This window comes from Streptomyces sp. NPDC006335 (genome assembly GCF_040612795.1).
Classification (GTDB): Bacteria; Actinomycetota; Actinomycetes; order Streptomycetales; family Streptomycetaceae; genus Streptomyces.
The window spans coordinates 94,427-109,398 of sequence record NZ_JBEXQX010000019.1 but is presented as its reverse complement, the minus strand read 5'-3'; the positions used below and the strand labels follow the sequence as shown (position 1 = coordinate 109,398).

Sequence of the window (14,972 nt, the reverse complement as noted above, 5' to 3'; positions counted from 1 at the left end):
CTGATCGCGGCGCAGCGGCCGACCTCTACAGCACCGTTGGGGCAACAGAATGACGCCCCTGCGCCTCCCGCAGGCTATGCGGTAAGCGCTACCGCTTCACCATCGTCTCAACAGCCCTTGACGTCCGGGCAAGGGTCACCCTGGCTATGACGTGAACCGCGCCCTGGACGCAGCGCAACACCCCGGCACCCGGCTCTGCGTGCTGGGCGGCTGCGCGCAGGAACTCACCCGGCCACACCTACACCTTCGACCACTACCGCCTGGAAGGCCGTGCCACGGTCCGCGTCCACACCGGCGAGAGCCGCGACACCGACAGCGACCTCTACCTGGACCGCCGCAACTACGTGTGGGACAACGACTCCGACACCGCCACCCTGCGCAACGACCACGACCGCTTCATCGACGACGCCTCCTGGGGTCGCCACCACGGCGGTCGCCACCACGGCGGTGGCCACCACCACTGACCCTGCTCCCCGCACCCGCGGCACGAGGTGATGCCGCGAGGCGACGCAACGTAGCCCAGGCCGGTCCTCCCGGCCGGGGCTTACAGGTCCAGGGCGGCGCGCAGCGCCTGGTCGACGCGGGCCATCGCGGCGGGGTCGACCTCACCAAGGAGTTTCGCGCCGTCGAAGCGGGTCAGCCGCAGCTGCTGGAGGTTGACGGCGACTGCGGTGTACGGGATCGGGTCTCCGATCACGACCGACATGGCCGTGTCGGGATAGCGGCCGGAGGGATGCAACACGATCGCGACCACCGCACCATAGGCCTCTTCCAAGCCTGTCAGGGAGACGATCAGGACCGTTCGCCCGTCCCCGAGGGCCCAGATCTCTCCTCGTCTCACAGAGTGTCTCCCTCGCCCGCCAGGTCGTCGCCGAGACCCAGCGCGGCAAGCTGGTGTGCGGCGTCGAGAGTGGCGGCACGGCGAGCAGCGCGCACCACGTACTGGTTCACGCTCAAGCCCGCCTCTGAGGCAGCCGCTTTGATCGAAGGAGCCAGCTCATCGGGGATCCGCAGGGTCATCGTGGTAACAGCCATGACCTCAGACTAGCCACCATTCTGCGGTGGCGTACATCAGTGGCATTGAGCCTTATCTCCTGGGTGGCGGTAGCGATCGGCTCTGCTTCGCTGACTCGAGGCGCTGTCAGACTTCGATCTGGCTCCTGGGCGGGAGCAGCGGCCGAAGCGCAGTTGCTCCGTTGGCATCGGCGAGGTCAGGTAGTGGCCCCGGCTGTCGTGGACAGCCGGGGCCACTACTCGTGATGCGCGCAGCCTGCCGGCATGGCTCAAGGAAGACCGGAATACCCGCCGCGTTGAAGCGGGCAGTCTTGGAGGAGGCGGGCTGCGCCTGCGCAATCCCCTCAGGTGAGCGATACCGCGCTCGACGCGGATCCGGCATGAGGAGTGGGCCTTGCGCCGCTGTTCATGGATCTCCTTGTACCAGTCCGGGGCGTTCTTCTCGAACTTGCGGTGTTGCGGGGTCACCACGCGTCCGCCGGTCTGGGCACCCAGGCCCTGGTAGCTGGCATCCGCGAGGATCTTCACCGCGAAGCCATCGGCCAGGGGCCTGACAAGCCCTAATTTGCGGGCATGAGTGATGTCCGCACAGTTCGCGGACTCGGCCGGGCTGCAGTACAGCATGCGGCTGCAAGCGTCCGTGAAGACCGTGGACTTGACCAGCCACGCTTCCGCATCCGGGATGACGGCTGGCCGCCGATATTCACTGCGTCGATTTGAGTCAGATCACGAGGTCCGACCGCTGTATCAGAACACATATTTCGCCCCGATTGAGGAGAATTTCTCCTTGCGCTCCTGCATGCGGTTCTCCGAGTAGGCGCGCAGAGTGGGATCGGCTGCGAACTGGGAATCCACCGCCTCGATGACGGCCTGGGCGCCTTCAGGTGTCTTGATATCGATCGCGTCCATCATGAGATTGTTGTGCAGGTATCGGTAGAGGTATACATCGGGGAGTTGATGCGGGTTGAGGGTTGCGCGGATCCTTGTGTCAGCCTCCTTTGGGACTGCGGTGAACTGTTCATGCGCTCGTGGGTGGGGCTCGCGCTCCGGGTATACCTCAAAATTGGTGAACTCTACGCGCATGCCGTTGATGTAGGCGATTTTTATACTTTTACGGAGGCAGAAATTCACTGCCTCAACAATTTTTTCGATGATCGGCTCTCCCTTGTCGTTCAGGGAGGTGTTGCAGAGCATCGGCACACCGGTAGCGCTGTGAAATGCTCGGATGAGCCGATGAAGCGCGGGGTTCTGGTCTTGTGTGAGCGTTTGTATGCGGGCTGAGTAGTCCAGGTGGGCGACCGCGGGGATCTGAGTACGCCGGTCTCCGCGGATGGTGAAGGTCTCCAGCATGTAGGGCGATGGGCGTGCGTCCTCGAACCACTCGGGTGCATGTTCTTCGAGGACCACGGGGGCGACGGGGCGCCACCATTCCCGCTGTTTGTGCTGGTTGAGACGTTCCTTTGACGTGTATGTGGTGGGGTCGGCGAGGAGGCTTCTGTTCCCCAAGGCCCTGGGGCCGATTTCGGAGCGGCCGTTGAACCAGACGATTGGACCTTCGTGCAGGTCGGCGACGGCGGTTGCATCGTCGTAGGCGCTCACACTGGCGACGAACTGTTCGTGGTCGTGAAGGACCTCGTCCAAGGTGTTGTCGCCGGGGCCGAGGTAGGCGGTGGGGAAGCGGAAGGAGAATTTCTTTCCGCCGTTCTTCTTGAGGAAGGCCGACAATGCAATGCCCATGGTCTGACCGCTGTCGCCGACACAGGGGGGAGCCATCAGCTCCGTAAACCGGTATTTGGCCATGAGGTGGCTGTTTGTGGGGCAGTTGAGGGCGTAGCCCCCTGCCATGGCCAGCCGGGTGGTTGTCGGGTCGACATGGTGTTGTTCTAGAGCGCGCTCGACGTTGCGCTCCATGATGCGGACGGAGATCGCCTGGACTTCCTTCATGACGGCACTCACCAGGGACTCGGTCTGGGTGAATTCCGGGTCGATGACGAGGGTCTCGGTGACTTGGGCGACGATGTCCGTCAGGGCCGTGGCCGGGGTGGTCATCGAGGTGATGTCGTCGAAGACGAAGTCGCTGAGGACGGCTTCCCGGTCGCACTTGCCGTGCGCCTTGGTAGCGGTGGCCAGGGCCATCAGGGTGCCCTCACGCTGTTTGAAGCGGTCCTTGGCTGCACCGTAGAGGGGAGCCGGCGACTCCACCGGAAAGAGAGTGACGTCCCCGTCACGGACCAGACCGCCGACGAACCACTTGTCTTTGATGACACGCTCGATAACGAAATCGGGGCCCCGGTCCACCGCGAAGCCCAGCGTGGTACCGCTGAAGTACTTCTCGGTATCGAGGAGGAGGGCGCTGTAGAGGTGCGAGAGGGCGTGGTACGACAGCTGGGGATAGTCGTCGCCCAAGTGGTAGTCGGTGCTGGTGTGGACGTCGGGAGTTCCCCAGACCTCCGTCATGTCGTCCAGGGTGAGGCCGTACTCGGCGAGGCGCTCCTCGAGGAAGCTTCTGAGATGGGCTTCGTCGAGGAAGGGCGTGCGGTGCTGCTTCTGGCCGCTGATGCGCTCGACCTCCCAGAGCGCGATCAGCGTGACCTCGTCTTTCTGTTTCCGCCACAAGGAGATGTTCGCGTCGTGACGGTAAGTCACGTTGAGGACGCGTTGCAGGCCAGTGGGATTGACGTACACCGAGAGGTAGTAGCCGTCCTTCATGATTTCTCCATCATGCTGTGCGGGACGTCGGGAGGCGTCAGTCCTTGAGGGTGAGGATGACCCCGTAACCGCCGTGTGTGTCCTCGATCGTGTGCTTCAGGGCCCAGGGCGAGGGAGCGAGCAGTTGCGTGAGCTCGGCCAGAGAGGCATAGAGGTAGTCGAAGTAGGGCGAGGCCAGGGCGCCGGAGCGGATACGGATGCGGAGTTGGCCAGCCATTCGGCCGGCTGCTCGGTTGGCCTGGTGGTAGTCGCTGTGGATCTGTCCTTGGGAGGCGTAAGGGTCGCGTCCGGTGGCCAGGACCTGCGCGCCGGGGGCGGCAACCCGTGCCCATTCCTGCAACGTGGCCTGTGCTTCTTCTCGGCCGCCGAGCAGACCTAGGTTGGCGCCCAGGGCGAGGATGGTGTCAAAGGTCTTGTCGGCGCACGGTATGTCCTGCGCAGTGCCGAGTTGAGCGGGGGTACCTCGCTTTTCGCAGATTTCGACGGCGCCGAGTGAGCTGTCGAGACCGAGCACGGTGTGCCCTCGCTCCTGAAGGTGTACGAGGTGGCGGCCAGCGCCGCAGCCTACGTCGAGCACTCTCCCGCGGCAGGCCTCAAGGAGCTCTTGCTCGCGTTCGGGCCACTGCGCGTACGGTGCGAAGTACTCGGCGGCGTCACACACACCTACGAAGCCGTCCGAGCGCTCGATGATCTCGAAGACTTGACCTGGGCTTCCTTGGAGGTTCCAGGCTCGTGCCAGGAGATGTCCGATGGCGTCCCCGTTTTGCGGGGGAAGGTGACGCAGCGGTTCATGCATGAACGGGCTCCAGGCAGTGGCTTTTTCGAGTGTGTCGGGCCCGGGAGCCGCTCGGCCGTGTCTGGGCTGATGTCCGGGACACGGCGGAGCGGCTGGTGTCAGGCCAGGGCCAGAGCACCTTCTCGCACCAGGCGCTGGCACAACAGGAGACGTGAGGCGGCGTCGAGTTCATCGCTGAGGGCGTCGCTGGTGAAGGAGTCGTCGGCCTCTGCGATAGCCGTGAGGGCCTTCTCAGTGGTCAGGGGGCTGCTGAGCTGCCGCCTGCCGAACACAGTGTGGACGGCTCCGTCCTGGACCGTGATGTTGAACGGCACCGTGCGGCGCAGGAGGGTGTCGCCTGTGACCTTGTCTGCTGCTGCAATGGCCACGAGGCGCCCGGTGGCCAGGGTGCGCTGTTTCGGGACGACCGACTTGAGATGCTGGTCGACGAGGGCTCCCAGGTCGATGTTCTTGAGAGCCTCGGCGAAGCCGGCAATACGGGGTGCAAGGTCCTCGGCGATCCTTGATCCACCCCCGCGCAGGATGGGCGCCGCGCCGGAGAAACGCTGCTCTTGGCAGTACTGTTCGAACGCCTGCGTCAAGACCTTGGTGGCCAGCTTGTCGTAGCGGGGCACATTGAACTGGATCGTCTGATGGATCGACAGTCCGTCCTCGTTGGTGCGGACCACGTGCGGTGTGCCCTCGGGGACGTAGAGCATGTCACCGGGTTTCATCACCAGCCGGCGGATGTCAGCGGTGGGGTCGTTCTCCCGCTCCCAGACGGTGGGGTGGATCTCCCACTGCTTGGTGCCGTGCGTCTGCATGACGATGATGTCGTGCGGGTCAGCGTGCAGGGAGAAGGCTTGAGCGCTGGGGGGCGACACGAAGAGGATGACGCCGGCTCGGATGTGGGTCTCGGTCTCGAACTGCTCACACATGGCGCGCAGGTTGGGGATGTACTGATCGACCTGGTTGATCGTCAGTGAGGCCCCGTTGGCAACGTGTTGTGCCACCTTGACCGGGTCAGGGCTGCCTTCGCTGGCGAGAGTCATGATCCGGCGAACGTCCGCTGTGCTGCTGACGCTTCGGCTACGCGGCTGTTCGCCGACGCTCATGTATGTCGACGGGGGCAGGTTTCGGCCTTGGTTGCACACCCACAGTTGTGAGACGCGCAGGGTGCGCGAGTCGATGAGACGGTCGAGGTCCTCAGCGGTCAGCAGGGCGGAGGTGTCGACGACACCCTCGGCATGGAGGGGGCGTTTTCCCCAGTGGGAGCCGATCGTCTTGACGAGTTTGGCTGCCACCTCTGTGCCCGCTGGGTAGTGCGTGGCTCCGAGGATCGGCTCGTCCGATGACGCGTCCGTGGTGTTGAAGTCTGTCTCTGCCAGGGGCTGACCCACCGTACGGCCCTCTCTTCGTCGTTCTGAGACATGTGGCTGCGGGCGGCTGTCGAGACCGCACCCAGGCTGGTGGCTGTGTGCCGTGGGGGTGGTCGTTCGGCGCTGAGCGCCGAACGACCACCCCCACAACTGGAATGCTGCGATCCGCTGGATTACCGGTTCACAGCGTCAGGAGAGGCCCCGCTCACTCGTCGGTGTAAGAGGCGTTCTCGTGGGCGATGAGGGTGGGCACAGCCTCATCGAACAGGTCCTCGGAGGCCTCGATCTCGTGCTCGGTGCGCATAGCAATCTCCTCGCATGTATTGATGGAGACGACGTAATGGATATGTGTATATCCCTTGACGCCACCTGCCGCCAGCAGCTTTCTGTTGGCGGCTGACTTCCTCGAAGCTACAAGCGGATTTGAAAGGCTGTCAATAACATTCAAGCCATCATCAATGCGCCAGGAACCCATTCGTGCAGGCCGGTACACCCTCCCTTGGGCCACATAAGGGTGCAGGTCAAAGAAGGCCAAGCTCGTCGCAGGAGACTGGCTGGATCCGTGTCCAGAAATAGTCCGTTTACATTTCTCGAAAGCGCGCGCGCCGTGATTGGCCACCAATCCGGGTGTAACACACCACTAGTAAGGCAAAAGAGATTTTTGTCCCTTTTAAGAGCTATCTTCCGTCCTTGGCTGAGGATGGACTTGGGTCTACGCTCAGGCCATTCACCTGGGCTCATCCCGATGAGCCCGAAGTCGTGACGAGGAGTAGGGAGTCCTGTGCAAGTTCATGCATTCATAGGACCGACGGCTGCGCATGAAGCCGTCCGGAAAGTCTTGCCCGACTGCTTGATCCATCCGCCTGCGCAACATGGCGACTTTATTCGAAGGAATTTTACCGCCGCCGACATTGTCGTCCTCATCGACGGCCTATATCACGGAAATCCACCGATTCGGCACAAAGAAATTCTCCACACGATCGAAGGCGGATCGACCGTCATAGGCGCCGCAAGTATGGGAGCACTTCGGGCCGCAGAGCTTCACGGCTTCGGAATGGTGGGAGTAGGGCAGATATTCGAAGACTTCCGAGATGGTCGTATCGAAGCCGACGACGAAGTGGCAGTGCTCCATACTGAAGGGCCTGAATGGCAAGTGATCAGTGAAGCACTTGTCAACATGCGATATGTGTTGGAAAGGGCTCGGCAGGCCTCGGTGGTGTCGCCGTCAGAAGAAGCCCGGCTTTTGAAAGTTGCTCGGTCGCTTCATTACCCACGGCGCTCCTGGAGGGCCGTGGAGCAAGCCTGCCGGGGCGACGAGGAGCTTGAGGAAGCAGTCCGCCGTATCCTGCACTTCGAGGACGGAGCGAGGCAGTCTCTCAACCTCAAGTACCAGGACGCCTGCGCAGCGCTGCGCTACGCCCAAGCTCTTGCGGAGCCAGGCCGTCGGGCCGAGATCTCCTCTCCGTCGGACAGCTGGTCTGTGGGCTGGAGAACCACCTACCTGCGCAAGTGGTGCCTGGAGTTCACCGGCGTGCGCGTGAACGACCGCCTCGTCAGCTGGGCCTCCCAGTTCGACTACCAGCGGCTCTTCGGCCACGACCAGACCCAGCGCTGGCGCCGCTACGTTCTGTCCGTGATGACGGGGCTGCCGCCCGATGCATCCCTGAAGGATCTCGAGGACCAGGCACTCGTGACAGCTGCCAAGGAGCAGCACCTGGACGCGGGTTCGGTGCCGGCGGGCGGGACCGATTACTGGTTGACCGGGCGGGAAAGGCGGGAATTGTCCGCGCGCCAGCGCATGCTGGCCGTGTTCGTTCGCTCGTCACGACCGGCGGCCGACTTCGGGGACGAACAGCTGAATCGCTGGCTTCTCCCCCAAGGAATGAACATAAGTGAACTCGTCTCATCAAGCTTGGACGTCAACGAGCAGGTAGCTCTCACATCTTTCAGCAAGCACATCGATCACCTGAAGGTAAGTGTCCTTGAGCGGCACCTCAATCTCCTGTGGAACCTGGGAGCGAGGGCTGACCGATGGGAACGTGACGCCGCAGCCCGGGACCGAGGATTCGCCTCCGCTGACGAAGCCGTAGAAGCACTCCGGCCGTTCTTCCTCAAAGATCACAACGACCGTTTGCGAAAGGGAGCGTGACATGACATCACCCGACGCAACGGCCGCGCCTGCCGAGCGCAAGGTGTTCACGACGGGAACGCACAGGGTCCGCACCCCCGAGGAAACCTGGGATGTCATCGCCCCGCGGCTAGCCGAGTTCGGTATCAGTCGCGTCGCGGACGTGACCGGGCTGGACATCATCGGCATCCCCGTTGCCGTGGCTTACCGGCCGCTCTCGCGCACCCTCTCCGTTTCTCAGGGCAAGGGGCACACCCTTCTCCTCGCAAAGATCTCCGCCGTGATGGAGTCCGTGGAGATGTGGCACGCCGAGTTCGCCTGCCCCACCTCCATCCATAGCGCCGTCCCGGCGCACGGCCTGGACCTGCCGTACAGACTGGCGGACCTTGCCCAGCACGCAGGCAGCCTCCTCACCGACAACAGCCCTCTGGACTGGGTGAGCGCCAGAGGTCTCGTTTCGGGGCGTCCGGTTCCCCTCCCCCGGGAGTGCGTCCAGCTCACCAGCGTCGCCGGCGAGGCCTGGCACCCGCGGGGCCTGCTGGTCTCCACTAATGGCCTGGCGTCCGGCAACTCCTTCGCGGAGGCTGCCCTGCACGCCGTGTATGAGGTCATCGAACGCGATGCTCTCAGCCAACTCACGAGCGCGCCGGACGACCCGCGCCGCGCCATTCGGGTGGAGACCGTCTCCGACCCGATGTGCACCCCCCTGATCGAACAGATCCTGGGCAAAGGGGTCTTCCTTGACGTAGCCGTGGTTCCCAACCGGTGGAAGGTCCCCTGCTTCGCCGCATTCGTGTGGAGCGAGGACTTCGCTCTGCTCACGGCAGGGTCAGGTGCGCATTCCTCCCCCAGCGTCGCCCTCTCCCGGGCACTGACCGAAGCAGTACAGAGCCGCCTGACAATCATCAACGGCGCCCGGGACGACCTGACCGCGACGTACTCCCACGTCCTGAGGGCATCGACCCGCGAACCCGTCGCCGACCCCCGCGCCATGCCCTATCACGACGCAGTGGACAACTCCTGTGACACCTTCGACGACATCGACACCGAACTGCGCTGGATCTGCCGGTCTGTGGCAGAGACAACGGGTCACGAACCCCTCGCAGTCGACCTCAGTACCAACCCGGACTTCGCCGTCGTCAAGGTCATCTGTCCTGGCTTGAACAACACCACCCGTCACGTCATACCCCGGCCCGACTACGCACCGTCTGCCTAGTTCTCCATCCCCTCACACGAGAGTCTGCTGCTGCATGCGCTACGGCAACCGCCCCGCGGCCCGCCACCGCCCTTGGCGGGGGCCCTACATGCGCTACGTCACCGGCCGGGGCCTGTCCACCGCGGGCACCAACCTGGTCAACGTGGTGATGGCCTTCGCCGTCCTTCAGGCCGGAGGCAGCGGCCTCTCGGCCGGCCTGGTCCTGGGCTGCTCCGTGACCGCGCAGACGGTGCTGGGCCCCTACGGCGGAGTACTCGCCGACCGCATCCCCCGCCGAACTCTCGCCATCGGGGCCAACATCATTCTTGCCTGCGTCCAGGCACTCCTGGGGACGCTCCTGACCGCAGCGCCCGAGCACACGGCACTCTGGATGTTCGCGGCCGCCGCCGCACTCAACGGCGCCGCCACCGCTGCGGTCCAGCCGGCCTTCCAAGGGCTGATCGTCGAACTCGTCCCTACTGCCAGACTGCAGAAAGCGAACGCCTCCCTGCGCCTGGTCCTCAACCTGGCCCGCATCGCCGTGCCCGGACTCGGCTCCCTGCTCGGCGCCACATTCGGCTTCGGGCAGGTACTGATAGCGGGGGCCCTGGCCTTCGCCACCTGCTCTCTGATCCTCGTAGGCCTCCGCCCAAAGATCCAAAACCTCCCCCACACGTCTGTCCGCCATAGCTGGCGCGCGGGATGGCAAGACTTCTCAACCCGCCCCTGGATGTGGGGGTACGCACTCGCCGGAACCCTTGCCGTCCCCTTCTGGCTCGCGGGCTACCAGCTCCTCGGCCCGCTCATCCTCTCCACGACGTCTGGCGGTGCCTCCTACTGGGGCTGGGCTGTTTCGGCGTTCTCTGCCGGCATGGTCGCCGGCTCCATCGTCGCCCTGCACTGGCATCCCAGGCACCTCATGCTGGCCTGCGTAGCAGTGCAGCTGATCTGGCCCCTGCCCCTAGTCATTCTGGCCACGTCACCGCAACTACCCCAGCTACTCATCTCGATGCTGGTCAGCGGCCTGAGCCTGGAACTGGCCGTCGTCTTCTTCGAAACCGCCAAGCAGCAACAGGTCCCAGAGCACCTCATCGGCCGCATCACCTCGCTGACCATGCTCGGCGAGAATGCGCTCGTCCCTCTCGGCTACGTCCTCGCCGGCAGCGTCGCCGACAAGCTAGGTGCACCCACCGTGATGTGGATCTGCGCCCTCGGCATTCTCCTGACGAACGTGCTCCTTCTATTCCTCCCCAGCGTCCGCAACCTTCAGGCCGTTCCCCCCTTGACGACCGAGCCAGAGGACAAAATCCGCGCCACCAGCCGCTGAACCTCCTGGCGAACCAGCCGAGCCCGCTGTCCCTCGGTGCTCCGGGAGAGGGTGCTTGATCTGGTGCCGCCGGCAGCGCCGGTTGCGGCGTGACAAAGAGGTTTTGACACGCCGAGGCGGACCTGGCCATGTGCGAGGGCATCCACCGTACGGCTGCGGGCGGCACGCGGATCTGGGCCAGCGCGGCGATCAGCTCGGTGTCGGCCAGTGCAGGCCCGTTCTTGCGGGCTGTGTGCCCAGCGCGGCGCGATGCCGCTCCCCGGGAGCTCCAGACTGCCCGCCGCCTTCTAGCTACAGCGACAGTAGCTCCCAGGAAAGACACCGCGTAGCCAATCGATCTCACTATGTGATGACCCGAGGTAGCGTGCTGTAGGCACCCTGGGCGGCAGTTTCACAACGAGGGGGCGAAGGATCTGATCTTCGTCAGAGGGATAGGGTGAAGGCTTTCCACGACCGCCTTCGGAGGTGCCCGCCCGGATGGCCGACAGCTTTGTTCACCTGCACAATCACACCGAATACTCGATGCTTGACGGCGCACAGAAGCTCAAGCCGATGTTCGCCGAGGTCGACCGTCAGGGCATGCCTGCCGTGGCGATGTCGGACCACGGCAACATGTTCGGAGCGTACGAGTTCCATCAGGTGTCCAAGAGCTTCGGCAGCGTGAAGCCGATCATCGGGATCGAGGCGTACGTCGCCCCCTCCTCACGCCGCAACCGGAAGCAGGAATTCTGGGGTCCCGGCGGGCAACGCGCCATGTCGGACGACGGCGAGGGCTCAAAGGACGTCTCCGGCGGCGGCCGCTTCACGCACATGACCATGTGGGCGCAGAACGTTCAGGGCCTGAGGAATCTCTTCTACCTGTCTACCGAGGCTTCCTACACGGGCCAGTTCCCCGCGGGCAAGCCGCGCATGGACATGGAGCTGATCAGCGAGCACGCCGAGGGCATCATCGCCACCACGGGCTGCCCTTCCGGTGCGATCCAGACCCGCCTGCGGCTGAACCAGTACGACGAGGCCCGTGAGGTCGCCGCTGCCTACCAGGACATCTTCGGCAAGGAGAACTACTTCCTGGAGCTGATGGACCATGGGCTGGCCATCGAGCGAGAAGTCCGCGACGGTCTGATGCGGCTGGCCAAGGACCTGAACATCCCGCTCCTGGCCACCAACGACGCTCACTACATCCACGAGGACCAGGCCGACGCACACGACAACCTGCTGTGCATCGGCGTCGGAAAGAACAAAGCCGACGAGAAGCGGTTCCGCTTCCAGGGCAGCGGCTACTACCTCAAGACCGCGGCTGAGATGCGCGAGCTGTTCTCGGAGATTCCCGAAGCCTGCGACAACACGCTGCTGATCGCCGAGCGCATCGAGTCCTACGACAGCGTCTTCGAAAACGTCGACGAGATGCCGCAGTTCCCCGACGTCCCGGAGGGCGAGACCCAGGAGTCTTGGCTGCGCAAGGAATGCCTCAAGGGCCTGGCCATGCGGTACGGCGACCCGATCCCGGCCGAGGTCATGGAGCGCTTCGAGACCGAGATGTCGGTCATCGGCCCTATGGGCTTCTCCTCGTACTTCCTCGTGGTCGCGGACATCTGCAAGTACGCCCGCGACAACGGGGTCCCGGTCGGTCCCGGCCGTGGCTCGGCCACCGGGTCCATCGTCGCGTACGCAACCCGTATCACCGAGCTGTGCCCCCTGGAGCACGGCCTGCTCTTCGAGCGGTTCCTCAACCCTGAGCGCATCAACCCGCCGGATGTCGACCTCGACTTCGACGACCGTCAGCGCGACACCATGGTGCGCTACGTCACTGAGAAGTACGGCGACGAGTACACCGCCATGGTCAACACGTTCGGCAAGATCAAAGCCAAGAACGCGATCAAGGACTCCTCACGGATCCTCGGCTACCCCTTCTCCCATGGTGAGCGGATCACCAAGGCGCTCCCGCCGGACATCATGGGCAAGTCGATCCCGCTGGACGGCATCTTCGACCCGCAGCACCCTCGCTACAACGAGGCCGGCGAGATCCGGGCGATGTACGAGAACGAGCCGGACGTGAAGAAGGTCATCGACACCGCCAAGGGTGTCGAGGGCCTGACCCGCGGCACCGGCGTGCACGCGGCCGCGGTCATCCTGTCCAAGACGAAGCTGACCGAGCGCATCCCGCTGCACATGCGCGCCAAGGACGGCGTCAAGATCACCGGCTTCGACTACCCCAGTTGCGAAAACATGGGGCTGGTCAAGATGGACTTCCTGGGTCTGCGCAACCTGGGAGTCATCGACCACGCGCTGCAGAACATCCGCGAAAACCGCGGGATCAAACTTGCCACGGTCGACCCGGGCAACGGCGACAACAGCGTCCAGGTCATCCCCCTCGACGACAAGAAGACCTTCGAACTGCTCGGACGGGGCGACACCTTCGGTGTCTTCCAGCTCGACGGCGGCGGCATGCGCGCCCTGCTCAAGCTGATGGAACCGACCCGATTCGAAGACATCGCGGCCGCACTCGCCCTGTACCGGCCCGGTCCGATGGCCGCCAACGCGCACACCAACTACGCACTGCGCCAAAACGGCAAGCAGGAACCCGCCCCGATCCACCCCGAGCTCAAAGAAGTCCTGGATCCGATTCTCGGCTCCACCCACCATCTGCTGATCTTCCAAGAGCAGATCATGGCCATCGCCCGTGAGCTGGCCGGATACACCCTTGGCGGCGCCGACATGCTGCGCCGCGCCATGGGCAAGAAGAAGCCCGAAGTGCTGGCAGCCGAGTGGCAGAAGTTCCACGATGGCATGCAGGCCAACGGATACTCGGAAGAGGCCATCAAGGCGATCTGGGACGTCATGCTCCCGTTCTCCGGATACGCCTTCAACAAGTCCCACACCGCCGGCTACGGCCTGGTCTCCTACTGGACCGCCTACCTCAAAGCCAACTACCCGGCTGAGTACATGGCCGCCCTGCTGACCTCCGTCGGCGACGACAAAGACAAGGCCGGCGTCTATCTCGCCGACGCCCGCAAGCTCGGCATCACGGTGCTGGCACCCGATGTGAACGAGTCAGTAGCAGAGTTCGCGGCCGTCGGCGACGCCGTGCGCTTCGGTCTGCTGTCAGTGCGCAACGTCGGCGAGAACGTCATCGAGGCGATCATCGCGGCCCGCAAGTCCAAGGGAAAGTTCACCTCCTTCGCCGACTTCCTCGACAAGGTCGACCTGCCAGCACTAAACAAGCGGGCCATCGAATCGCTCATCAAGGCCGGTGCCTTCGACTCCCTGGGACACACCCGTCGTGGGCTCTCGGCAGCACATGAAATGGCCATCGACGCCGTCGTGCCGCTGAAGAAGGCAGCCGCCTACGGCCAGGACGACCTGTTCGCCGGCCTGGGAGGAGACGACAGCGGAGAGGGTGGTCTCGGCATCCAGGTCGAGATCGGCGAGGAGGAGTGGCCGCGCAAGCAGCTCCTGTCCACCGAGCGGGAGATGCTGGGCATGTACGTCTCGGCCCACCCCCTGGACGGCACCGACCACATCCTCGCCGCGAACCGCGACACCACCATCGTCGACCTGGTGTCATCCGGCCGAACCGAAGGAACGGTCCGCTTGGCCGGACTTGTCACCAGCGTCCAGCCAAAGATGACCAAGCAGGGCAGTCCCTGGGCGATCGTGGAACTCGCCGACCGTGACGGCACCATTGAAGTGCTGTTCTTCCCCGCCGTCTACCAGCTTGTCGTGGGCGCCCTGGTGGAAGACAGCGTCGTATCAGTGCAAGGCCGCATCAACGATCGCGACGGCACCATCTCCATCTTCGGCCAGGAGCTGCAGGTCCTCGACGTGTCTTCAGCCGAACGTTCTGGCGCCGCCCCGGTACAGCTGGCACTGCCCTATCACCGCATTAACGAGCGAACCGTGAAGGAACTGGCCCGCATCATCGGCGCTCATCCCGGGGAGAACCCGGTACGCCTGACCGTCCGCGGCCCGAGAAAGACCACGATCTACCAGCTCGCCTCCTCAGTGAACGCAGCAACAGTGGCCTCGGACATCAAGGGCAGCTTCGGACAAGAAGCGTGGCAGGGCGTGTCGTGAGCGACGTAAAAGCGGCTGAACCTCAGCATGAGGACGAGTTCCTCCTCAATATTGATCAGACACCGCCCTGCCCCCGCTGCTCCGCCCCGACGGAGATGGTGGTCCGCTTCCCCTGCACGTGGAAGAACGGGCGCGGCCAAGACGTCCGAGGTCTGAAGGAAGCTGTCCTGTGCGCGGCCTGTGATCGTGCGGATCCTGCTGCCGCTGAGTTGATGGCACTGTTCGCCGTCGACGGCGGGGTGACAGAGGGCAACCTGCCAACGCTGGGAGCGCTGGCGGCCTCCTGGGTAGAGACGGTCCGGCAGCGCACCGTGGATGAGGATCTCCTGACTGCCGAGCACGAGCAATGGCGACAGGGAGATCTCTAGTCG

General features: G+C 64.1%; 10 protein-coding genes and 1 pseudogene. 6 read left to right on the top strand and 5 right to left on the bottom strand.

Annotated elements, in window-relative coordinates:
• Window positions 1-236: 236 nt before the first annotated feature.
• Window positions 237-464, top strand: a pseudogene (locus ABZ098_RS36920) (lamin tail domain-containing protein); the annotation flags it as partial.
• An 80-nt stretch (window positions 465-544) separates the two neighbouring features.
• On the opposite strand, the gene ABZ098_RS36915 reads toward ABZ098_RS36920, so the two are convergent.
• From ABZ098_RS36915 to ABZ098_RS36895, 5 genes are all read right to left on the bottom strand, one after another.
• Window positions 545-841, bottom strand: a complete 297-nt coding sequence (locus ABZ098_RS36915) for a hypothetical protein (RefSeq protein ID WP_356598129.1) — start codon at window positions 839-841, stop codon at window positions 545-547.
• Complete coding sequence (locus ABZ098_RS36910; RefSeq protein ID WP_356598128.1) at window positions 838-1,035, bottom strand: toxin-antitoxin system HicB family antitoxin; 198 nt, start codon at window positions 1,033-1,035, stop codon at window positions 838-840. The genes ABZ098_RS36915 and ABZ098_RS36910 overlap by 4 nt, the downstream gene beginning before the upstream one ends.
• Window positions 1,036-1,761: 726 nt before the next feature.
• Window positions 1,762-3,723, bottom strand: coding sequence for a carbamoyltransferase C-terminal domain-containing protein (locus ABZ098_RS36905; RefSeq protein ID WP_356598127.1), 1,962 nt, complete (start codon window positions 3,721-3,723; stop codon window positions 1,762-1,764).
• A gap of 37 nt (window positions 3,724-3,760) precedes the next feature.
• Window positions 3,761-4,519, bottom strand: coding sequence for a methyltransferase domain-containing protein (locus ABZ098_RS36900; RefSeq protein ID WP_356598126.1), 759 nt, complete (start codon window positions 4,517-4,519; stop codon window positions 3,761-3,763).
• A gap of 98 nt (window positions 4,520-4,617) precedes the next feature.
• Window positions 4,618-5,898, bottom strand: a complete 1,281-nt coding sequence (locus tag ABZ098_RS36895) for a cupin domain-containing protein (RefSeq protein WP_356598125.1) — start codon at window positions 5,896-5,898, stop codon at window positions 4,618-4,620.
• A gap of 760 nt (window positions 5,899-6,658) precedes the next feature.
• On the opposite strand from ABZ098_RS36895, the gene ABZ098_RS36890 reads away from it, so the two are divergent.
• The 5 genes from ABZ098_RS36890 to ABZ098_RS36870 all read left to right on the top strand — a co-directional run bounded on the left by ABZ098_RS36890 (window position 6,659) and on the right by ABZ098_RS36870 (window position 14,969).
• Window positions 6,659-8,026 carry a TfuA-like protein gene (locus ABZ098_RS36890; RefSeq protein WP_356598124.1) on the top strand — a complete coding sequence of 456 codons (1,368 nt, stop codon included), beginning with the start codon at window positions 6,659-6,661 and terminating at the stop codon, window positions 8,024-8,026.
• Window position 8,027: 1 nt separating this feature from the next.
• Window positions 8,028-9,221, top strand: a complete 1,194-nt coding sequence (locus ABZ098_RS36885; protein ID WP_356598123.1) for a YcaO-like family protein — start codon at window positions 8,028-8,030, stop codon at window positions 9,219-9,221.
• An 88-nt stretch (window positions 9,222-9,309) separates the two neighbouring features.
• Window positions 9,310-10,527 carry an MFS transporter gene (locus ABZ098_RS36880; protein WP_356598122.1) on the top strand — a complete coding sequence of 406 codons (1,218 nt, stop codon included), beginning with the start codon at window positions 9,310-9,312 and terminating at the stop codon, window positions 10,525-10,527.
• Window positions 10,528-11,004: 477 nt separating this feature from the next.
• On the top strand, window positions 11,005-14,601 hold the full coding sequence (dnaE, locus tag ABZ098_RS36875; RefSeq protein ID WP_356598121.1) for a DNA polymerase III subunit alpha: 3,597 nt from the start codon (window positions 11,005-11,007) through the stop codon (window positions 14,599-14,601).
• Window positions 14,598-14,969, top strand: a complete 372-nt coding sequence (locus tag ABZ098_RS36870; protein ID WP_356598120.1) for a DUF6300 family protein — start codon at window positions 14,598-14,600, stop codon at window positions 14,967-14,969. The genes dnaE and ABZ098_RS36870 overlap by 4 nt, the downstream gene beginning before the upstream one ends.
• The last annotated feature ends 3 nt before the right edge of the window (window positions 14,970-14,972 follow it).

What these genes read in the sequence shown, in the direction of transcription:
- ABZ098_RS36910 (WP_356598128.1), bottom strand. Translation starts at nt 1,035, where the DNA reads ATGGCTGTTACCACGATGACCCTGCGGATCCCCGATGAGCTGGCTCCT.
- ABZ098_RS36905 (WP_356598127.1), bottom strand. Translation starts at nt 3,723, where the DNA reads ATGAAGGACGGCTACTACCTCTCGGTGTACGTCAATCCCACTGGCCTG.
- ABZ098_RS36900 (WP_356598126.1), bottom strand. Translation starts at nt 4,519, where the DNA reads ATGCATGAACCGCTGCGTCACCTTCCCCCGCAAAACGGGGACGCCATC.
- ABZ098_RS36885 (WP_356598123.1), top strand. Translation starts at nt 8,028, where the DNA reads ATGACATCACCCGACGCAACGGCCGCGCCTGCCGAGCGCAAGGTGTTC.
- ABZ098_RS36880 (WP_356598122.1), top strand. Translation starts at nt 9,310, where the DNA reads ATGCGCTACGTCACCGGCCGGGGCCTGTCCACCGCGGGCACCAACCTG.
- dnaE (WP_356598121.1), top strand. Translation starts at nt 11,005, where the DNA reads ATGGCCGACAGCTTTGTTCACCTGCACAATCACACCGAATACTCGATG.